This is a genomic window from Mesorhizobium sp. M0590 (genome assembly GCF_040320905.1).
GTDB lineage: Bacteria > Pseudomonadota > Alphaproteobacteria > Rhizobiales > Rhizobiaceae > Mesorhizobium.
The window spans coordinates 592,379-611,148 of sequence record NZ_JAMYQN010000002.1 but is presented as its reverse complement, the minus strand read 5'-3'; the positions used below and the strand labels follow the sequence as shown (position 1 = coordinate 611,148).

Annotated in this window: 21 protein-coding genes; 11 read left to right on the top strand and 10 right to left on the bottom strand. The window is 63.6% G+C overall.

What is annotated here, in order from left to right; all coding sequences use genetic code 11:
• Window positions 1-19 precede the first annotated feature (19 nt).
• Genes NKI52_RS06705 through rph form a run of 5 tightly spaced genes read right to left on the bottom strand, consistent with a single transcriptional unit; the run spans window position 20 to window position 3,329 of the window.
• Window positions 20-343: a low molecular weight protein tyrosine phosphatase family protein gene (locus NKI52_RS06705; RefSeq protein WP_023678977.1), complete on the bottom strand. Its 324-nt coding sequence runs from the start codon at window positions 341-343 to the stop codon at window positions 20-22.
• A gap of 4 nt (window positions 344-347) precedes the next feature.
• A complete protein-coding gene (gene hemW / locus NKI52_RS06700) occupies window positions 348-1,511 on the bottom strand; it encodes a radical SAM family heme chaperone HemW (protein WP_352575340.1) in 1,164 nt (387 codons plus the stop codon).
• Entirely contained in the window at window positions 1,508-2,170 is a 663-nt protein-coding gene (gene rdgB, locus NKI52_RS06695) for an RdgB/HAM1 family non-canonical purine NTP pyrophosphatase (RefSeq protein ID WP_352697384.1), read from the bottom strand. The genes hemW and rdgB overlap by 4 nt, the downstream gene beginning before the upstream one ends.
• Entirely contained in the window at window positions 2,170-2,580 is a 411-nt protein-coding gene (locus NKI52_RS06690) for a VOC family protein (RefSeq protein ID WP_023678980.1), read from the bottom strand. Before NKI52_RS06690 ends, rdgB begins: the two co-directional genes overlap by 1 nt.
• Window positions 2,581-2,612: 32 nt before the next feature.
• Window positions 2,613-3,329, bottom strand: coding sequence for a ribonuclease PH (gene rph / locus NKI52_RS06685; RefSeq protein WP_352697382.1), 717 nt, complete (start codon window positions 3,327-3,329; stop codon window positions 2,613-2,615).
• 146 nt (window positions 3,330-3,475) lie between these two features.
• Here rph and hrcA point away from each other — a divergent pair, with 146 nt between their 5' ends.
• From hrcA to NKI52_RS06655, 6 genes are all read left to right on the top strand, one after another.
• Window positions 3,476-4,588: a heat-inducible transcriptional repressor HrcA gene (hrcA, locus tag NKI52_RS06680; RefSeq protein WP_036239090.1), complete on the top strand. Its 1,113-nt coding sequence runs from the start codon at window positions 3,476-3,478 to the stop codon at window positions 4,586-4,588.
• A 36-nt stretch (window positions 4,589-4,624) separates the two neighbouring features.
• On the top strand, window positions 4,625-4,822 hold the full coding sequence (locus tag NKI52_RS06675) for a hypothetical protein (RefSeq protein ID WP_023678983.1): 198 nt from the start codon (window positions 4,625-4,627) through the stop codon (window positions 4,820-4,822).
• A gap of 99 nt (window positions 4,823-4,921) precedes the next feature.
• Entirely contained in the window at window positions 4,922-6,277 is a 1,356-nt protein-coding gene (locus NKI52_RS06670) for a PQQ-dependent sugar dehydrogenase (protein ID WP_023678984.1), read from the top strand.
• A gap of 87 nt (window positions 6,278-6,364) precedes the next feature.
• Window positions 6,365-6,982 carry a LysE family translocator gene (locus tag NKI52_RS06665; RefSeq protein ID WP_352591732.1) on the top strand — a complete coding sequence of 206 codons (618 nt, stop codon included), beginning with the start codon at window positions 6,365-6,367 and terminating at the stop codon, window positions 6,980-6,982.
• A 166-nt stretch (window positions 6,983-7,148) separates the two neighbouring features.
• Window positions 7,149-8,129, top strand: coding sequence for a cysteine synthase A (cysK, locus tag NKI52_RS06660; RefSeq protein WP_023678986.1), 981 nt, complete (start codon window positions 7,149-7,151; stop codon window positions 8,127-8,129).
• A gap of 175 nt (window positions 8,130-8,304) precedes the next feature.
• Window positions 8,305-8,928 carry a glutathione S-transferase family protein gene (locus tag NKI52_RS06655; protein WP_352575452.1) on the top strand — a complete coding sequence of 208 codons (624 nt, stop codon included), beginning with the start codon at window positions 8,305-8,307 and terminating at the stop codon, window positions 8,926-8,928.
• Between the two features lie 15 nt (window positions 8,929-8,943).
• On the opposite strand, the gene NKI52_RS06650 is transcribed toward NKI52_RS06655, so the two are convergent.
• Together NKI52_RS06650 and NKI52_RS06645 are read right to left on the bottom strand one after the other, a co-directional pair.
• A complete protein-coding gene (locus tag NKI52_RS06650) occupies window positions 8,944-10,200 on the bottom strand; it encodes an RNA polymerase sigma factor (protein WP_352591729.1) in 1,257 nt (418 codons plus the stop codon).
• Entirely contained in the window at window positions 10,200-10,553 is a 354-nt protein-coding gene (locus NKI52_RS06645; protein ID WP_023718846.1) for a YciI family protein, read from the bottom strand. The genes NKI52_RS06650 and NKI52_RS06645 overlap by 1 nt, the downstream gene beginning before the upstream one ends.
• A gap of 258 nt (window positions 10,554-10,811) precedes the next feature.
• On the opposite strand from NKI52_RS06645, the gene NKI52_RS06640 reads away from it, so the two are divergent.
• The 3 genes from NKI52_RS06640 (at window position 10,812) to NKI52_RS06630 (ending at window position 14,409) form a co-directional block, all read left to right on the top strand.
• A complete protein-coding gene (locus tag NKI52_RS06640) occupies window positions 10,812-11,771 on the top strand; it encodes a TAXI family TRAP transporter solute-binding subunit (protein ID WP_352697380.1) in 960 nt (319 codons plus the stop codon).
• A gap of 161 nt (window positions 11,772-11,932) precedes the next feature.
• Entirely contained in the window at window positions 11,933-14,029 is a 2,097-nt protein-coding gene (locus NKI52_RS06635; protein ID WP_352575331.1) for a TRAP transporter permease, read from the top strand.
• Window positions 14,026-14,409, top strand: a complete 384-nt coding sequence (locus tag NKI52_RS06630) for a DUF1850 domain-containing protein (RefSeq protein ID WP_352571587.1) — start codon at window positions 14,026-14,028, stop codon at window positions 14,407-14,409. Before NKI52_RS06635 ends, NKI52_RS06630 begins: the two co-directional genes overlap by 4 nt.
• On the opposite strand, the gene NKI52_RS06625 is transcribed toward NKI52_RS06630, so the two are convergent.
• From NKI52_RS06625 to NKI52_RS06615, 3 genes are all read right to left on the bottom strand, one after another.
• Window positions 14,298-16,049 carry a saccharopine dehydrogenase family protein gene (locus NKI52_RS06625; RefSeq protein WP_352697377.1) on the bottom strand — a complete coding sequence of 584 codons (1,752 nt, stop codon included), beginning with the start codon at window positions 16,047-16,049 and terminating at the stop codon, window positions 14,298-14,300. The genes NKI52_RS06630 and NKI52_RS06625 overlap by 112 nt on opposite strands.
• Before the next feature lie 49 nt (window positions 16,050-16,098).
• Window positions 16,099-16,479, bottom strand: a complete 381-nt coding sequence (locus tag NKI52_RS06620; RefSeq protein WP_245274773.1) for a thiol-disulfide oxidoreductase DCC family protein — start codon at window positions 16,477-16,479, stop codon at window positions 16,099-16,101.
• 257 nt (window positions 16,480-16,736) lie between these two features.
• Complete coding sequence (locus NKI52_RS06615) at window positions 16,737-16,883, bottom strand: hypothetical protein (RefSeq protein ID WP_023678994.1); 147 nt, start codon at window positions 16,881-16,883, stop codon at window positions 16,737-16,739.
• Window positions 16,884-17,290: 407 nt separating this feature from the next.
• Here NKI52_RS06615 and NKI52_RS06610 point away from each other — a divergent pair, with 407 nt between their 5' ends.
• Together NKI52_RS06610 and ku are read left to right on the top strand one after the other, a co-directional pair.
• The gene (locus tag NKI52_RS06610; protein ID WP_352473615.1) at window positions 17,291-17,797 is read left to right on the top strand and encodes a YciE/YciF ferroxidase family protein; all 507 of its coding nucleotides are present in this window, start codon (window positions 17,291-17,293) and stop codon (window positions 17,795-17,797) included.
• Window positions 17,798-17,916: 119 nt separating this feature from the next.
• The gene (ku, locus tag NKI52_RS06605; RefSeq protein WP_352571585.1) at window positions 17,917-18,768 is read left to right on the top strand and encodes a non-homologous end joining protein Ku; all 852 of its coding nucleotides are present in this window, start codon (window positions 17,917-17,919) and stop codon (window positions 18,766-18,768) included.
• The last annotated feature ends 2 nt before the right edge of the window (window positions 18,769-18,770 follow it).

The following is an 18,770-nucleotide window of genomic DNA, read 5'->3' as shown; positions in this document are numbered from 1 at the left end:
ATGCTCCGCGATGTATCATTCAACCCAGATACTTCGAGACACGCGCCTCCAGCAGGCCCACCAGAGCCGGGTCCATGAATGCATAGTCGTCGGGAATATCGAGGCAGATTACTCGAGCCTTTTTCAGGCTTGTCTTGAATTTCTGCTGCAGTTTGGCGCGGTGCGTTTTTTCCATCACGAAGATGATGTCGGCCCAGGCGACGAGTTCATGCGTCAACGGTATGTCGGCATCGTGATTAGTGCCGGCCGAAGCGACCTCGATGTCCCGCCGCTTGGAAAACACCTGCTCCGCCGTCGGGCTGCGCAAGCGATTCTGGCTGCAGATGAAGAGAACGTTCTTCAACGTGCTATCTGGCCAAATCCGCCACGACCGCATCGAGCACGATCATGCCGGCCGGCGTGGCGCGCAGGCGGGCATTGCCGATCGGCGCCACCAGGCCTTCGTCCTGCAGCACCGACAGCCGTGCCGTCGACAGGCCGCGCCCTGAAAATGCCTCGTAGCGGGAAAGGTCGATGCCTTCCGCCAGCCTCAGCCCCATCAGCAGGAACTCGTCGGCCTCTTCCGACCGCGTCAGGACCTCGCCGCCGGTAACGCCATGACCCTTGGCCTCGACCAGATTGGCCCAGGTCTCCGGCATTTTCTCGGCGATCGTCACCACGCGGCGGCCATTTTCGACGAACCGGCCATGCGCGCCGGGACCGACGCCGACATATTCGCCATAACGCCAATAGGTGAGATTGTGCCGGCTTTCGGCGCCGGGCCTGGCGTGGTTGGAAATCTCGTAGGCCGGCAGTCCGCGCGCGGTGGTGATCTCCTGTGTCAACGCGTAGAGATCGGCGGCAAGCTCATTGTCTGGAATGATGAATTTCCTTGCCGCATGCAGTGCATGGAACGGCGTGCCTTCCTCGATGGTCAGCTGATAGAGCGACAGATGGTCTGCGGCGTGGCCGATCGCCTGCTCGAGCTCCGTCTGCCACGCTTTAAGCGTCTGGCCCGGCCGCGCGTAGATCAGGTCGAACGACAGCCGTGGGAATATCTCGCGCGCCAGGCCGATCGCATGCAGGGCCTCATCGACATTGTGCAAACGGCCGAGGAAGCGCAGATCCTTGTCGTGCAGCGCCTGCACGCCAAGCGATACCCGGTTGACGCCGGCCGCGCGATAGCCGCGAAAGCGCTCGGCCTCGACCGAGGAAGGATTGGCCTCCAGCGTCACCTCGATGCCATCAGGCACCGTCCAGTTCTTCGCCACTGCATCCAGCACCGCCGCCACGGTCTGCGGCTTCATCAGCGATGGCGTGCCGCCGCCAAGAAAGATGCTGGTCACCTCGCGCGGTCCGGTGCGGCCGCGCATCGTCGCCAGCTCGGTCTCGAAGGCGCGGGCAAAACGCTCCTGGTCGACCGGCTGGTGGCGGACATGGCTGTTGAAGTCGCAATACGGGCATTTGGCCGCGCAGAACGGCCAGTGGACGTAGACGCCGAAACCAGGCCTGCGGTCGAGCAGCATGGTCATACGCCGGCCAATCGGGCTTGCGCGAATTTCTGGAAGGCGCGGGCACGGTGCGACAATGTGGTTGGCTGGCCGGGCTTCCAGCCATGCTTTTCCTTCGCGCTCATCTCGCCGAAGGTCTTTTCGAACCCGTTGGGCAAGAACACCGGATCGTAGCCGAAGCCGAGCTCGCCGCGCGGTGGCCATACCAGCGTGCCCTCGACCTCACCGCGAAAATATTCCGCCTGGCCATCGGGAAAGGCCAGGCAGATGACCGCGACAAAGCGGCCCTTGCGCTGGGCAGGCGTGATCGCGCCAACTTCTTGCAAGGCCACTTCCGTGCGCTGCATGGCCATGCCGAAGTCGCGGGAGCCGTCCGGCGTCTCAGCCCAGTTGGCGGTGTAGACGCCGGGTGCGCCGTCGAGCGCATCGACACACAGGCCGGAATCGTCCGACAGCGCCGGCAGTCCAGTGGCCTTGGCGGCAGCCAAGGCTTTTATGAGGGCGTTCTCCTCGAAAGTGGTGCCGGTCTCGTCCGGTTCCGGCAGGCCGTATTCCTTTGCGGACTTCGCTTCAATGCCGAATGGCGCCATCAGATCGGCGAATTCCCGCAATTTACCGGCGTTATGGCTGGCGACGACGATCTTATGCCCGTCAAGCGAATGAACAGTTGGCGAATGCATCAGATGCCCCAGATTCTTGGCTCGGCGAATTCGATCGAATTGCCCGACGGGTCGCGAATATAGATCGAGCGGCCGCCCTGCGGCCATTCGAACTCGCTTTCGATGGCAATTTTCTTCGCCTCAAGATGCGCTTTCCAGCGTGGGATTTCATCCGCGCTTGCGGCGAAGCAAAGATGGCCCTGGCCGACCGCGCCATGCGGCGGTACTTTGAGCTTGGCGTCGGCCGGCGGCGGCACTTTGGTCGCCTCGGCATTGAACATAAGCAGCACGCTGTCGCCGCAGCGGAAGAAGAGATGCCTGCCATCGACCTTGCCGAGCAGATCGAGCCCGAGCACGCCCGAATAGAACCGTTCCGCGGCAGCAAGGTCCGTCACGTAGAGTGCTGATTCCAGGATTGCAGAAGGGGTCACAGGATCGCCAATCTCATCAATATTGACCGCAGCTAAGCCACCGCCATTTGCTGCAAGCTGACCAGGCGCTGAATACCTTTCTTGGCGAGCCCCATCAGCGCCGCGAACTGCTCTTCCGAGAACGGCTCGCCCTCGGCCGTGCCTTGGATCTCGACGATGCCGCCCTTGCCGGTCATGACGAAATTGGCGTCGGTACTGGCCGAGGAATCCTCGATATAGTCGAGGTCGATGACCGGCTGGCCATCATGGATGCCGCAGGAGATCGCCGCAACGTGATCCTTCAGCACCTTGCCCAGGCTCGCCATCTGGCGGGTTTCCATCCAGCGCAGGCAGTCGTAGAGCGCCACCCAGCCGCCGGTGATCGAAGCGGTGCGCGTGCCGCCGTCGGCCTGGATCACGTCGCAGTCGACGGTGATCTGCTGCTCGCCGAGCGCCTGCAGATCGACCACGGCGCGCAGGGAGCGGCCGATCAGCCGCTGGATTTCCAGCGTGCGGCCGCCTTGTTTGCCGGCCGAAGCCTCGCGGCGCATGCGCTCGCCGGTCGAACGCGGCAGCATGCCGTATTCCGCCGTCACCCAGCCCTTGCCGGAGTTGCGCATCCAGCCCGGCACCTTTTCCTCCAGGCTGGCCGTACACAGCACATGCGTGTCGCCGAACTTCACCAGGCACGAGCCTTCCGCATGCTTGGAGACGCCGCGCTCGAAGGAGATGGGGCGCATTTCGTCGAATTGGCGTTTGGAAGGGCGCATTCAGGCTTCTTTCTTTCTTCGGAATCTTGGCCGGGGAATCTTGGCCGGCTTGTAGCCGCACGGGGCGTGAGGCGCAAAGGAAAATGGACCGGTTGCGCCGACACCGCGGAAGTCTATATCTTCGGGGCGGAGGTTTTTGGCTCGAAATGACAAAGGCAGTCGATCCCGGTTTGCAGTCGCACGTGCTCCCGTCGCACGCGCTGCAATCGCCCGCGCTTCAATCGCTCGACATGCGTTCGCGCGACATCTTCCGGCGCATCGTCGATTCCTATTTGAGGGATGGCGAGCCGGTCGGTTCGCGCAGCCTGTCGCGCATCCTGCCGTCGTCGCTGTCGCCGGCCACCATCCGCAACGTGATGAGCGACCTTGAGCATCTCGGCCTGATCTATGCGCCGCACATTTCGGCTGGCCGGCTGCCGACCCAGGCAGGCCTGCGCTTCTTCGTCGATGCTTTCATGGAACTTGGTGACCTCTCCGACGAGGAGCGCCGTACCATCGAGGCCCAGGTGCGCGCCTCCGGCTCGGGCGCGACGCTGGAGCATATGCTGACCGAGGCCAGCCAGATGCTGTCCGGCATGTCGCGCGGCGCCGGCCTCGTGCTCGCCGCCAAGAATGAGGTGGCGCTTAAGCACATCGAATTCATCCAGCTCGAGCCGACCAAGGCGCTGGCCGTGCTGGTCTCGCAGAACGGCGACGTCGAAAATCGCGTCATCGATCTGCCCGCCGGCATCACCATCTCGCAATTGCACGAAGCCTCCAACTTCCTCAACGCCCATATCCGCGGCCGCACCCTGGCCGAGGCGCGGGTCGAGATCGCCCGCATCAAGGAAGAGACCAGGGCAGCCCTCGACACGCTGTCGCAGGATCTGGTCGAGAAGGGCCTGGCGGTCTGGGCAGGCGCTGAAAGCGGCGTGCCTGGGCGGCTTATCGTGCGCGGCCGCGCCAATCTCCTGGAAAACGTCACTGCCCAGGCCGACATAGAATTGCTGCGGCATCTGTTTGAGGATCTGGAGACGCAGGATGGGCTGATCCAGCTTCTCGACCTCGCCGAGGCAGGCCCAGGCGTGCGCATATTCATCGGTTCGGAAAACAAGCTGTTTTCGCTGTCTGGCTCCTCGCTGGTGGTGGCACCCTATCGCGACAAGGACGCGCGCGTCGTCGGTGCGCTCGGCGTCATCGGGCCGACGCGGCTGAATTATGCGCGCATAGTACCGATGGTCGACTATACCGCGCAGCTGATTTCGCGCATGCTGAGCTAGGAGCCGCCGCGGGCCTGCCGCAAGGAGGAGAAAAGAATGGCGCTGGAATCGTTCAAGGCCCAGATCAGTCTGCTGCTCGAAGAAATGATCAACCAGCCAGAGGATCAGCACGAGGTGCAAGAGCAGTTGCGCGAGAAGCTGCAAGAGATGCGGGCGATGGGTCTGCCGCTGCCGGCCGATCTGGTCGCGCTGGAAAAGCGCCTCGACGACGACTTTTACGCCTCTGGCAACTGAACGGGTTCGGCTTCAAATCCTCGTGTGCTGGACGGCCGCTTGGAACGATCAATACCTGATGCCGTTTGCCCTGTTCGAGGCGAATCCCGGAGGACGTTGATGATCCGATCTGGCGGCTTTGCGGCTGTTGCCGCTGCCCTCCTTGTTGCGACACCGGCAGCCGCCCAGCAGGCGGACCAGAATGTGCTCAAAGGCGAAGCCGCGTTTGGCGATTGGCACGCCGACAGGCCTGGCGTCCGACGCCTGATTGGGCCGCGAGACATGCCGGCAGCCGACCCCGCCCAATCCGCTTCGAACGGCGCCGGCGTGGCGGAACGGCCCGAACGCGCCAAGCCAGAATTGCCGTCGGGCTTTTCGGCTGAAATGATCGCATCCGGCATCGTCAATCCACGTGTCGTGCGCGTCGCTCCGAATGGCGACCTGTTTGTTGCCAACAGCCATGCCGACCAAATACGCGTCTATCGTCTCGCCGAGGGCAGCGCCAAGCCCATCGAGAAAGCGATCTTCGCCAAGGGGCTCAATTATCCCTACGGCATCGCCTTCTATCCGCCAGGAGACAAACCGCAATGGGTTTATGTCGCGAACAGCGACAGCATCGTCCGCTTCCCCTATCGCGATGGCGACCTGAAGACATCCGGCAAACCAGAAACCATTGTCGCCCAAATCCCGTCGGGTGGTCACACGACCCGCGACATCGCCTTCTCGCAGGACGGCAAAACGCTTTATTTGTCGGTTGGCTCCGCCTCGAACGTCGCCGAGGATATAGGTAAGGAGCCGGATAGCGGCCTCGACGCCTGGGCCAAATCAAAGCCGCTCGGGGCGGCCTGGGGCTCCGAGGACGGCCGTGCCGATGTGCTCGCCTTTGACCCGGATGGGAAAAATCCCCGAACTGTCGCCACCGGCCTGCGCAACTGTACGGGCATGACCGTGCAGCCCGCCACCGGCGCATTGTGGTGCGTCGTCAATGAGCGCGACGAACTCGGCGACAATGTGCCGTTCGAATTTGCAACAGCGGTCAAGGACGGCGGATTCTATGGTTGGCCTTGGTACTACATCGGCAATAACGAGGATCCGCGCCATCAGGGCGAGCGGCCAGACCTCGCCGGCAAGGCCACTGTCCCCGATGTATTGATGCAGGCGCATTCGGCGCCGATGAATATAGCCTTCTACGACGGCAAGAACTTCCCGGCGGATTATCAGGGTGACGCCTTCGTCGCCATGCATGGTTCGTGGAACCGTGGCGCCAGGACCGGCTACAAGGTGGTGAGGCTCAAATTCAGGGATGGCAAGCCGACAGGCGAATATGAGGACTTCATGACCGGCTTCGTCATCTCGAACGACGCCGTCTGGGGCCGACCGGTCGGTGTCGCGATGGCCAAGGACGGCTCGCTGATCGTCACCGAGGACGGCAACGGCACCATCTGGCGCATTACCTACGAAGACGGCCGCTCCTGAACGGCGGTGTCGCCTGCTGCGCTGGCGCAATCGAATTCGGCCCGAGGGAATTCACCCAACTTCAACATTGTGCGACAAGCGCCAATCATGACACTCACCGGGTTCCTCGCCTATAGCGCCGCCCTCGGCATCGCCGCGGCCATCCCCGGCCCCGGCGTCACCGCGCTCGTTGCGCGTGCGCTGGGTTCCGGCTTCCGCTCGTCGCTGGCCATGTCGTTCGGGCTGATGCTCGGCGACCTGACCTATCTCACTGCCGTGGTGCTCGGCCTGGCTTTCGTCGCGCAAACTTTCGGCATGGTCTTCCTGGCCATCAAATGGCTGGGCGTCGCCTACCTCGCCTTTCTTGGCTGGCGTTTCTGGACGAGCGGCATCACGCCGGAGACGGTGGAGGCGAAGAAAGGCAAGGGCGGCTTGGCATCCAGCTTTGTAGCCGGCCTCGCCGTCACGCTCGGCAATCCGAAGACGATGATCTTCTATCTTGCCATCACCCCGACCATCGTCGATCTGAAGACGATCACGCTGGCCGATTACGGCATCCTCGTCGCGCTCACCATCGTCGTCCTGCTCGTCGTGCTGGTGCCCTATCTGGCGCTGGCGGCCAAGGCGCGCTGGTTCCTGAAGTCGCCGCGGGCGCTGAGGGCACTCAACCGCACCGCCGCGGGCTTCATGGTCGGTGCGGCGGCGGCAATTGCCGCCCGCCAATAGATCTCCTTCGCCAATCCGCCCAAGGATTGCCACGCCTTGCAAGGGCGGGGGTACTCAGCACGAACTTCACTCGGATATTTTTCGATCGACAGCCTATCTTGCGCGGCGGATGGCTCTATCCTAGGCCCCGCCCGACTCTTGCCGCTTGACCTCTGGGAGGAAATCAATGAACAAGCCCGCCACCCCCGCACACGTGCCCGGCCGCGGCCGCATCTACAATTCGATCACCGAGACGATCGGCGACACGCCGCTGGTGCGGCTTGATAAATTCGCCAGGGAGAAGGGCGTCGTCGCCAATCTGCTGGCCAAGCTCGAATTCTTCAACCCGATCGCCTCGGTCAAGGACCGCATCGGCGTGTCGATGATCGAGGCATTGGAGGCTTCGGGCAGGATTACGCCCGGCAAGACCACCCTGATCGAGCCGACCTCGGGCAATACCGGCATCGCGCTCGCCTTTGCCGCCGCTGCCAAGGGCTACAAGCTGATCCTGACCATGCCGGAAACCATGTCCGTCGAACGCCGCAAGATGCTGGCTCTGCTCGGTGCCGAACTGGTGCTGACCGAAGGGCCGAAAGGCATGAAGGGCGCCATCGCCAAGGCGGACGAGCTGGCGGCAACGCTGCCCGACGCTGTCATTCCGCAGCAATTCGAAAACCCGGCCAATCCGGAAATCCATCGCCGCACCACGGCCGAGGAAATCTGGAACGACACCCATGGCGAAGTCGATATCTTCGTTGCCGGCATCGGGACCGGCGGCACCATCACCGGCGTCGGCCAGGTGCTGAAGAAGCGTAAGCCCTCGGTGCATGTCGTCGCCGTCGAACCGGAAGCCTCGCCGGTGCTGTCGGGCGGCCAGCCAGGCCCGCACAAGATCCAGGGCATTGGCGCCGGCTTCGCGCCAAAAATCCTCGACACGACGATCTATGACGAAATCGTCAAGGTCTCGAACGAGGATTCGGTTGCCAATGCACGGCTCGTCGCTCGGCTCGAAGGTGTGCCGGTCGGCATCTCGTCGGGTGCCGCCCTGCAAGCGGCGATCGTCGTCGGCTCGCGGGCCGAGAACAAGGGCAAGAACCTCGTCGTCGTCATCCCCTCTTTCGCCGAGCGCTATCTCTCGACGATCCTGTTCGAGGGATTGGGCGCTTAGACACGAGCGTTTTTGACCGGTCAGTAGCGATCCTTCGCGATGCCCTCCGACATCAAATACTCTGTATCACGCGTCGGCGTGGACCGCTGAAAAACCACCTGTGGCGGGCGTCGTTCGCTTGAGCGGCGGGTCCCTTCCGTATCAAATCGTCGCTGCCCGGCAGGTGGAGGACTTCATGTACAAGCTCTATACGCGTGCCAATACCGGCGGCTTTGTCATCGAGGCGGCGCTCGCTTTGGCGGGCGTGCCTTTCGACCAGATCGACGTTCCGAAGGGCCGACCCGACCAGGCCTTTTTAGATATCAGCCCCTTGAACCAGGTGCCGGTCCTGATCTTGCCGGACGGACGCTCGATGACCGAATCGGCGGCGATCTGCATCCTGCTGGCCGAGCGCCACCCGGAAGCAGGACTGGCGCCCGCAGCAAGTTCGGCTGACCGTGCCGACTTCCTGCGCTGGATGTTTTTCATGTCCTCCGTCATCTATTCGGCTGACCTGCGGTTCTTCTACGCTCATCGCTACACGACCGATCCCCGCGGCGTGGACGCTGTCAAACGGGCGGCGGTCTCGGAAATGGATCGCAGCTTCGCCATTCTCGATGCCGCCCTCGCAGGCCATGACTGGCTGGCCGGCGACCGGCTCTCGCTGGCCGACATCTATCTCGTCATGTTGGTGGCCTGGCATCCGGAGGTCGCGAAGGTTCCAACCGCTTGGCCGAATATCGAACGCCTGTGGGCCAATTTGCGGGAACATCGAGTGATAAAGAGGCTGAATGCTTCCCACGACATGTGGCCGGCCTAAGCACTCCGCCTTGTCTCAGTGTCTTTCCGCGTGGCCGAGCCATGCCCGTCGTTCCTGCAGGAACCGGCGCACGGCCGGATCGCGTTCGAGGCCGATAGCCCGGTCATAGGCCTCGCTCGCTTGCGGAACTTTGCCGAGTCTGGCCAGCAGGCCCGCGCGGGCGGCCCAGTAAGGTTGATAGTCATACAGCCGCTTGTCGCCGCTGAGTTGATCAAGCGCGCCCAATCCTGCTGAAGCACCTTCGGCCTCGGCAATCGCCACCGCACGGTTGATCGACACCACCGGCGAGCCGGCAATCACCGACAGCGCGTCGTAGAGCTCCTTGATCGCGACCCAGTCGGTACAACCGGTCAGCCGCCGTGTCGTATGGGCGGATTGCACGGCGGCCTCGAGCTGGTAGCGGCCGACAACACCCTCGGCGGCCGCGCGCCCGAGCAGCGCCTCCGCTTCATCGATCAGGGTGTCGTCCCACAATGCAAGATCCTGCTCGGCCAGCGGCACATAGTCACCCGCCGCATTGCGCCGGGCTGCACGCCGCGCCTCGGCGAACAGCATCAGCGCCAGCAGGCCGAGTGCTTCCGGCTCATCCGGCATCAGCGAGGCGATCAGACGGCCGAGCCAGATGCCTTCGGTCGCGAGATTGCGGCGCCGCGTTTCGGTGCCGGCCGGGTCGGACCAACCTTCGGCAAACGCCGCGTAGATCGCTTCCAGAACGGTGCCCAGCCGCTCGCCGAGCTCGGCCCGCTCCGGCACGCGGAACGGAATGCCTGTCTCGCGAATTCGCGTCTTGGCGCGCACCAGCCGCTGGCTCATCGTGGCTGGCGAGACAAGAAAAGCCGAGGCGATGGTCGCTGCGTCGAAGCCCAGGACCGTCTGCAGGATCAGCGGTGCTCGCACGCCGGCCTCAATCGCGGGATGGGCGCAGGCAAACATGAGCCTGAGCCGCTCGTCCGGCAGGTCTTCCTCGGCCATGCGCGCCTCCATCTCCTCGGCGATCAGTCTCAGGTGGTCGCGGCCCGCCTCGCGTGTCAGCCGCCGTCTGACCGCGTCGACGCGGCGCTTGCGTGCCACCGCCAGCAGCCAGGCTTCCGGCTTGTCGGGCACGCCCGCCTGTGGCCAACGCTCGAGCGCCGCTGCAAAGGCATCGGCCAATGCGTCCTCTGCAGCGGCCACGTCGCGCGTGCGTGCGGCGAGATAGGCGACCAGCTTGCCGTAGCTTTGCCGGGCGGCCGCTTCCGCCGCCGCCCGCGCAGTATCGGGCAATTCCGGCATCACATGGTGAGTTCCCAGATCGGCCGCACCTCTACCGTGCCGGTGCTGGCGCCCGGGCAGCGCGCCGCCCAGGCAATGGCGGCGTCGACGTCCTCCGCTTCGATCATATAGAAGCCGGCAAGCTGCTCCTTGGTGTCGGCATAGGGGCCGTCGAGCACGTTGGTCTTGCCATTGGCCATCCGCACCGAGGTAGCGGATTGCGTCGGCTTCAGCCGGTCGCCGGCGAGCCAGGCGCCGGATTTCTTCAACGCTTCGGTGTAGGCGACGTACGCGCTCGACATCTGTGTCACCGCATCTGCTGGCGCGGCTGCCATCCCCGCTTCGTTTCCATAGATCAAAAGCATGTATCGCATGGTCTTCTCCCGTTTCTCGAAGGCCGCATCGTTGCGAGCCGGACTTATGTCGCGCGGCCCTGCCGGATTTCGACAAGCGCTGGAAAAATCTTTCTGCCGCGATGCGACCTCGCGCAAGCGCCAACGTGTTGCGGCACTGCTTAGCCGTTCGTCTAATCGCTGCTATTGCGGGTTGGCATTTCCCGCCCGCTGTCTAAACTCGCTTCGCTTCGTGCCGCCGAGGAGGGCACGGCGGCGAATTTTCAGGGAGGAAATCGCATGCTCAATTTCAGGACGAAATTTGTTGCAGCCGGCGTGCTGGCGCTGTCGCTTGGCCTTGGCGCGGCATCGGTCAAGGCACAGGAATTCATCAACGTGCTGACCGGCGGCACGTCCGGCGTCTACTATCCGCTCGGCGTCGCCCTGTCGGAAATCTACGGCAAGGGCATCGAAGGCGCGCGCACCCAGGTGCAGGCGACGAAAGCGTCGGTCGAAAACCTCAATCTCTTGCAGCAGGGCAAGGGCGAGATTGCTTTCGCGCTTGGCGATTCCGTCAAGCTGGCCGCCGAAGGCAATACCGAAGCAGGCTTCCCAGGCAAGCTCGACAAGCTGCGCGGCATTGCCGCCATCTATCCCAATTACATCCAGATCGTCGCCAGCAAGGAATCCGGCATCAAGACGCTCGCCGATCTCAAGGGCAAGAGCCTTTCGGTCGGCGCGCCGGCCTCAGGCACCGAGCTCAACGCCCGCACGATATTTGCCGCTGCCGGGCTGAAATACGAAGACCTCGGGCGGATCGAATATCTGCCCTTCGCCGAATCGGTGGAGCTGATCAAGAACCGCCAGCTCGACGCCACGCTGCAGTCGGCTGGCCTTGGGGTCGCGTCGATCCGTGACCTCGCCACCTCAGTGCCGGTAAACGTCGTTGCCGTGCCGGCGGAGGACGTCGCCAAGATCGGCTCGCCCTATCTTTCCGTGGTCATCCCCAAGGGCACCTACGAGGGCCAGACCGAGGATGTTGCGACCGCCGCCGTCGGCAATTTCCTGATCACCAGCGCCGATGTCTCCGACGAGACCGCCTACCAGATGACGAAACTGCTGTTCGAGCATCTCGACCAGCTCACCGCTGCCCACGCCGCCGCCAAGGCGATCGACCCGGCCAAGGCGCTCGACGGCATGCCGGTGCCGCTGCATCCAGGCGCCGAGAGGTATTACAAGGAAAAGGGATTGGTGAAGTAAGGAGCCATCCCTCCCCCTTGAGGAGAAGGTGAACAGCTGCCGAAGGCGAATGGACGGGTAGGGTCGGTTGAGGCCGCGCACTGCCGCACCGACCTCACCCGCCTCGCTTCGCTCGGCACCCTCCCCTCGAGGAGGGGACCGCCCCGCCAGGAACCCCGCTAATGACCGTAACCCCGACCGTTCTTTCCCCCACAGCGGAAGCTCCTGTCGAAGGATTGCCGCCTGGCTTCGGCGAAGGCATCGCCGGCAAGGCGGCTTTTTTTATCGCCATCGCCTTCTCCATCTTCCAAATCTACATCGCCGCCTATGGCAGCCTGCCGAGCCAGGTCATACGCGCCATGCATGTCGGCTTCCTGCTGCTGCTCGGCTTTGCCCTAATCGCCAATCTGCGCGCCAAAAGCGTCCCGGCGAAAGCAGTGTTCTGGACGCTCGGCCTGCTTGGTTTCGCCACCGGTCTGTACAATTGGGTGTTCTATGCCGACCTCATCCGCCGCTCCGGCTTTCTCACCACGCCTGACCTGATCGTCGGCGCGGTGCTGGTCGTGCTGGTCTTCGAGGCGGCGCGGCGGTTAATGGGGCTGCCGCTCGCCGTCATTGCCTTCATCTTTCTCGCCTACGCATTTGCCGGCAATCATCTGCCGCCGCCGTTCATCCATCGCGGTTATGATTTCGCCCAGCTCGTCGACACCTTCGCCTATGGCACCGAAGGCATCTACGGCACGCCGATCTATGTCTCGGCCGCCTACATCTTCATCTTCGTCGTTTTCGCCGCCTTTCTTGAGCGCGCCGGCATGATCGCGCTGTTCAACGATTTTGCGCTTGGCCTGGTCGGCTCATGGCGCGGCGGCCCGGCGCAAGTCTGCGTGCTGTCCTCGGCGCTGATGGGCACCATTTCCGGCTCCGGCGTCGCCAATGTGGTGGCCAGCGGCCAGTTCACCATCCCGCTGATGAAACGCTTCGGTTTCCGCTCGGCTTTCGCTGGCGCCGTCGAGGCGACCTCGTCGATGGGCGGCCAGATCATGCCGCCGGTGATGGGAGCGGTTGCCTTTATCATGGCCGAGACCCTGAACATCCCCTATGCCGCGGTGGTCAAGGCGGCGATCATTCCGGCGCTGCTCTATTTCGGCGCCTGTTTCTGGCAGGTGCACCTGGAAGCTGGCAAGGCCGGCCTGCACGGCATGGCCAAGGCCGACCTGCCCAATCCGTGGGATGCGGTGAAACAACACTGGCCGCTGGTGCTGCCGCTGGCAGCGCTGATCTACCTGCTGTTTGCCGGCTATACGCCGGTCTTCGCCGGCACCATGGGCCTGGCGTTGACCATTGTGCTTATCCTCGGCACGCCGCTGGCAGCATCGATCGGGCCGCTCGCCTTCCGCATCGTCTTCTGGCTGGCGCTCGGGCTTGCCGCGGCTTCCTTCATGAAATTCGGCGTCAACATCCTCAGCCTGGTCATCGCCGTGCTGGTCGCCGCCTGCCTCACCTTCAAGGGCGGGCGCGAGACGCTGCGCATATGCGTGGATTCCCTTGCCGAAGGAGCGAAGAACGCGCTGCCGGTCGGCATTGCCTGCGCCATTGTCGGCATCGTCATCGGCACGTTGACGCTTACCGGCATCGCCTCGACCTTCATCGGCTGGATCATCTCGATCGGCGAGAACAATCTGTTCCTGTCGCTGCTTTTGACCATGCTCACCTGCTTGGTGCTCGGCATGGGCATACCGACAATTCCCAACTACATCATCACTTCGTCGCTGGCCGGGCCAGCACTGCTGTCGCTCGGCGTGCCGTTGGTGGTCAGCCATATGTTCGTCTTCTATTTCGGCATCATGGCCGATCTCACCCCGCCTGTGGCGCTGGCCGCCTTCGCCGCCGCGCCCATGGCCAAGGAAAGCGGCCTCAAGATCGGCATCCAGGCCACCAAGCTTGCCATTGCCGGCTTCGTTGTGCCGTTCATGGCGGTCTATACCCCGGCGCTGATGCTGCAGGACCCCGGCCCGATCGCCGCCCAGTTCGGCTATCCCGTCGAGGTCGCCTATATCGTCATCAAAGCCTGCATGGGTATCGTCCTGTGGGGCGCCGCGGCCGTCGGATTTCTCGCCCGGCGCATGGCGTGGTGGGAACGCCTCGTCGCCTTCGCCGCCGGCGTGCTGCTGGTTGCGGCGCTGCCGCTCACCGACGAGGCGGGCTGGGCGCTGTCCCTTGCCTGGATCGGCTGGCACTGCTGGCGCGCGCGGCAGGCTTCGCTGGCTAATTCAGCATGAGCCTCTGCATCGTCGCGGCCGGCAAGACGGTGACGCTCGCCGTTGCTGCCTTCACGCTCTCCTGGGTGCATTCGGTGGAGAAGACCCAGTGGCAGGAAGACTGGAAGGTGCTGCCGTCCGGCCTGCAGCTGGTCGAGGCCCGCATCAAGGGATCGGGCGCCGGGGTGGAGCCGCCGCAAGGCTCGGTGCTGAGAAACGGCTGGTGGGTCTATGCGCCCAAGGTCGGGCCACAGCGGCGCCTCGCGCTCGCCGCCTCGGGCGCCACGGGTCAGGGCTGGACGCTGTGCACGGCGCAGGACTGTCGCGAACTGGGCAAGCTGGCAGGCGGCCCGATCTCGTTGGAGCCGTGCGGGCCGGAGGGCTCCAGCCAGCCGCGGTAGCGGGCGATCATGCCGGCAAGCGGATGCGAGATCTCGACATGGAAGCGGAAGCGGCCATCCTTCACCGTTTCGTAGGAAGTCGAGCGTGGACCGAGCCACATCGGAAGCGGCAGGCCAAAAAAACTCCAGCGGCGCAAGACCAGCGCCAGCCGGCCGTCTTCGGCAACCAGCGCCATCGCGAAGGTCAGCGGGCCGAAGCGTTCGCACAGCAAGCGCTGCGATCGACCCCGGCCTGCGGACTGTAGGCTCGAAAAACTGTGCTTGCCGAATGTCCGGGTCCAGGTCTCGCCGTCCTTGTCGGTGTCGAAGCGGACATGAACCGGGATGTCCTCGCTTGCCCCGGGGAAGCCGACCGTCCAGGCCATTAGCCGGCCAAGAACATTGCGCCCGCGTTCGACGCGCGCGCGGCCTGCGGCCGTGATCGTACGGTCATGCATTGACCGAATTGCCTCGGGAAGGCCTTGCCAGGCGGCACCGAGCAGCTCGGCATAAAGCGGCTTGTCCTCGTCCGCCGCCCCGTTCCTGAAGCCGGTGTAGATTGTCCGCCCGGCGAACAGGGCTTCATAATCCCGGAGCTCCAAATCGCGCACCCCCGCCCGTGCGCCCGGCGCGGGCTGATGTCCGGCCAGCGCTTTGCGGGCCAGTGCTTCGACCGCCATCGACGGGATCAGCGGCCCGTCATTGCCCTCGGCCAAGAGATGCCACGAGCGCTTGACGATGGCGCCCGCCCGGTCCGATCCCTCGACCTCGACGAACATGCCGCCGCGATGCTCGCCCCAGCGCAGCCGGTTCGTTGCCTCATGCATCAGCGGCGCCAGCGGCGAAAGCGAACCGATCCATCCGGCGCGCACCAGCCAGGCGAGGCCGATCAGGGCGCGGTGCAGCACCTCGGGTACCGGCCCGGCTCCCATCCAGATGGTCCTCGCCTCCGGCCAAAGCGCGGCCAAGGCGCGCAGGTCTGGAACGTCGACCAGAGAAAACAGCGTGTTTCGAAGCGGCAGCCGGCCCGGCGGCGCGATAGTGTAGCGCAGCTGCTCGGTAAACGGACGGCCTTGTTCGGGACGGCCATTGCGAACAAGCCGCACCGGCCGACCGGCATAACCGGCGATAGCCCGGATGACGTTCCCGCCGACGCCGGCAAAGGGCGAAGGCGCGATGCCGCCGCGAATGCCGTCGACCCGCGTCAGGTCCGAAGACAGGCGACGCACCACCGCCGCCGTCAGCACCGGAAAGCTCGAGACGCCGGACAGCACGAAGACGCCGGCGTTTCGCGCCGCCTCGTCGAACGCAGAGACCCCGGCGACGAAATCCGAGCCGTCGGCTAGATCGAGATAGTTGATGCGCCGGGCGATGCAGGCCTCGATCAGGCGATAGCGTCCCTCGCCATAGGCCTGGAACGGACCGCTCGCGTCGACTACAATATCAGGCTCAAATGCAGCGAGTTGCGCGGCGAGATCGCCGTCACGGTCGAACAGTGCCGGCACCAGCTGGGCTGCTGTCGGGGCGCGCTTCTTGCAATACGCGTCAGCCTTGGCGAGCGAGCGCCCGGCGACAAAGAGGATCAGATGCGGCTCGCCCTCCAAAAGCTCGACGGTGCGACCGCCAAAGGTGCCATAGCCGCCGACGACAAGAACCTTCATCCGCAGTTCCCCCAAAATGCCCCGCCCGCTCCCGGCCACGGCAACGAACCTAGCCGATCAATCTTGCCCTCACCTCAGCGGAAGGGATTTCGCAATTGTCCTTCTTGCCGAACAGGGCGTAGCGGTTCTTTGCGATGCGGTCGTAGAGCCAGTCGCGAAGCGGGCGCGGCAACAGCAGCAGGATCCGCGCCGCCCGCCACGGCCAGCCGAGTTCGGCCATGACGGCAACGAAACTGTCCAGGCGGGTGAAAGCCGCGCCATCGACGATGACGAGATTGGTCTCGTAGCGATCCGTCCGCAGCCCGTATTTCTTGAACAGCATCTCGCCGAAGGGCGACTGCGCCGTTACGAAATGAAAGCGGCCCTTGCGGTCGAGCTTCACCACCATGCGCACAAAGCCCGAGCACAACACGCAAATACCGTCGAACACGATCAACGGGCGACTTGATTCGAATTCTGGCGGCTCAGGAGAATGGTTCGGCTTGACGATCACGTGACGCCCGGCAGCTGGTGTCAGGCGACACTAGGCCTGCCGGCGGCTGGATCAAAGCCCGGAATGCTGAAGGCTTGGCGTTGTCGCACGCCGTCTGTCGGTCAGCGCAGGGCGCTCGGCGCGATAAGTCGTTGACCGATTGTCGGCGTCGGGCCGGCAGATACGGCTGTCGTGACGGCTCTCCATGCTCATCATCAGCGCACGCTGATCCCAAGCGTGTTGCCACGGCGCGCGCAGGCGGGGCCTGGGCCGCGCATATAATAGCGCTCAGGCCGATAGGTCGGCGCGACGAATTCGCGGATGGCGGCGGCATAGCCGGCGATTTGATTCCAGAAGCTCATTTTACTCGGTCCCTGTCCCGTTTCGGATGTCCCTTCCGAATTGCGGGGATCATAGCGTCCAGGCGTGAATAGTCGGTGAACGCGATGTTAATCTCTGGTCGAAAATGCCTTTGTTCATGGCTGGAATGCGGCTGATTCGCGGTGTTTCCATGCAGTCCGTCGGCATTTCGTCCAGTGTGACTTTTGCATCACATATGTTTCGCCTGAATGTCGCAGAGGCGCGGTTTTGTTTCAGGTTTTGCCGGACCGCGAAATTTCCGTGCACGCGGCCGGAAAACCAGGAACCGGCCCGTCAGCCGCACGTTGATTTCCCAGTGCCGGGACGAACTGGCTCCGCAGGCTGTGGTGCTCGGGTGGGCCGCAGCCAAAAAATGCGAAACTGCAAGAGCAATGGAAAGGCAAAGGCCATGGGTTTCTTTTCGAAGGATATCAAAACCCTCGACGACCTCTTCGTGCACACGCTGCGCGACATCTATTACGCTGAAAAACAGATCGAAAAATCGCTGCCGAAGATGATCGACAAGGCGAGTGATCCGCAGCTGAAAGCCGGCTTTGAGAAACATCTCGCTCAGACCAAGGGTCATATCCAGCGTGTCGAGCAGGTGTTCGAACTGCACGGCGTGAAGGCCAAGCAGGTCGACTGCCCGGCCATCGACGGCATTCTCGAAGAAGCCGACGACGTCAGCGGCGACATCGCCGACAAGGAGGTCCTCGACGCTGCGCTGATCGCCTCCGCCCAGGCGGTCGAGCATTATGAGATGACCCGTTACGGCACCCTGATTGCTTGGGCCAAGCAACTGGGCCGCAGCGACTGCGCCAATGTGTTGGCCAACAACCTCAAGGAGGAGCAGGCAACCGACCGCAAGCTTACCGAAATAGCGGAAAGCAAGGTCAACCTGCAAGCCGCCGAGTAGGGCAGTGAGCGAGAACAAGGCAAGGCTGGGTTGAAAGCCCGGACTTGCCTTTTGCGCCGCCGGAACCGGAACGGACTTTGCCCGTTCTCGGTTGAACATTGTCGCGCAGGGAGTTTGTCATGGCGCCGCGCCCGGCCTGGAGAGGGTATCTCAAGCTTTCGCTGGTCACTTGCGCCGTCGAACTGACCAATGTCGTCACCCAGGCCGAGAAAGTCTCGTTCCGCGTGCTCAACCGCAAGACCGGCAATACCGTCAAGCGCGTCTATGTCGATTCGGCAAGCGGCAAGCCGCTCGATGAAGGCGACGAGATCAAGGGCTACGAGATCGGCGACGGCGACTTCGTCCAAATCGAGGAGGAGGAGATCGAAGCCGTGCTGATCGACTCCTCGCATACGATGAGCCTCGATGGTTTCATCGAAAAATCCTCGATCCAGCAGATCTATCTCGATGCGCCCTATTATGTGACGCCTGCGGACGAGGTCTCGGAAGAGGCCTTCGCCGTCATCCGCGACGCCATGGCCGCCAAGAAGACGGCGGGGCTAGCCCGCATTGTGCTCTATCGCCGCGAACGTCCGGTGGTCATTGAGCCGTTGGGCAAGGGTCTGCTGCTGACGACCCTGCGCTATGGCGATACGGTTCGCAGGCCCGAGATGGTGTTCGGCGACATCAAGCCGGTGAAGACCGACGCCGAGATGATCAGGCTGGCCGAACACATCGTCGATGACAAACAGGCGAAGTTCGATCCTTCCGAATTCGAGGACAAATACGAAAACGCCCTGATCGAGCTGGTCCGCGCCAAGAAGGCCGGCAAGAAGGCACCGAAGACCAAGGCGGAACCACGGCCCTCCAACGTCGTCAACCTCTTCGATGCGCTGAAGAAGAGCCTTTCGTCGGAAGCCGGTGCGCCGGCAAAGACCGGACGCCCGGCAAAAGGCGCCAAGTCCAAAGCCGCCCGGCGCAAATCTGCTTAGGA

Coding starts and splice junctions, on each gene's coding strand:
- NKI52_RS06665 (WP_352591732.1), top strand. CDS start 6,365: ATGACACTCACCGGGTTCCTCGCCTATAGCGCCGCCCTCGGCATCGCC.
- NKI52_RS06610 (WP_352473615.1), top strand. CDS start 17,291: ATGGGTTTCTTTTCGAAGGATATCAAAACCCTCGACGACCTCTTCGTG.
- rph (WP_352697382.1), bottom strand. CDS start 3,329: ATGCGCCCTTCCAAACGCCAATTCGACGAAATGCGCCCCATCTCCTTC.
- hemW (WP_352575340.1), bottom strand. CDS start 1,511: ATGACCATGCTGCTCGACCGCAGGCCTGGTTTCGGCGTCTACGTCCAC.
- NKI52_RS06670 (WP_023678984.1), top strand. CDS start 4,922: ATGATCCGATCTGGCGGCTTTGCGGCTGTTGCCGCTGCCCTCCTTGTT.
- cysK (WP_023678986.1), top strand. CDS start 7,149: ATGAACAAGCCCGCCACCCCCGCACACGTGCCCGGCCGCGGCCGCATC.
- NKI52_RS06615 (WP_023678994.1), bottom strand. CDS start 16,883: ATGAGCTTCTGGAATCAAATCGCCGGCTATGCCGCCGCCATCCGCGAA.
- NKI52_RS06630 (WP_352571587.1), top strand. CDS start 14,026: ATGAGCCTCTGCATCGTCGCGGCCGGCAAGACGGTGACGCTCGCCGTT.
- NKI52_RS06625 (WP_352697377.1), bottom strand. CDS start 16,049: ATGAAGGTTCTTGTCGTCGGCGGCTATGGCACCTTTGGCGGTCGCACC.
- NKI52_RS06635 (WP_352575331.1), top strand. CDS start 11,933: ATGACCGTAACCCCGACCGTTCTTTCCCCCACAGCGGAAGCTCCTGTC.
- NKI52_RS06650 (WP_352591729.1), bottom strand. CDS start 10,200: ATGCCGGAATTGCCCGATACTGCGCGGGCGGCGGCGGAAGCGGCCGCC.
- NKI52_RS06645 (WP_023718846.1), bottom strand. CDS start 10,553: ATGCGATACATGCTTTTGATCTATGGAAACGAAGCGGGGATGGCAGCC.
- hrcA (WP_036239090.1), top strand. CDS start 3,476: ATGACAAAGGCAGTCGATCCCGGTTTGCAGTCGCACGTGCTCCCGTCG.
- NKI52_RS06675 (WP_023678983.1), top strand. CDS start 4,625: ATGGCGCTGGAATCGTTCAAGGCCCAGATCAGTCTGCTGCTCGAAGAA.
- rdgB (WP_352697384.1), bottom strand. CDS start 2,170: ATGCATTCGCCAACTGTTCATTCGCTTGACGGGCATAAGATCGTCGTC.
- NKI52_RS06655 (WP_352575452.1), top strand. CDS start 8,305: ATGTACAAGCTCTATACGCGTGCCAATACCGGCGGCTTTGTCATCGAG.
- NKI52_RS06640 (WP_352697380.1), top strand. CDS start 10,812: ATGCTCAATTTCAGGACGAAATTTGTTGCAGCCGGCGTGCTGGCGCTG.
- ku (WP_352571585.1), top strand. CDS start 17,917: ATGGCGCCGCGCCCGGCCTGGAGAGGGTATCTCAAGCTTTCGCTGGTC.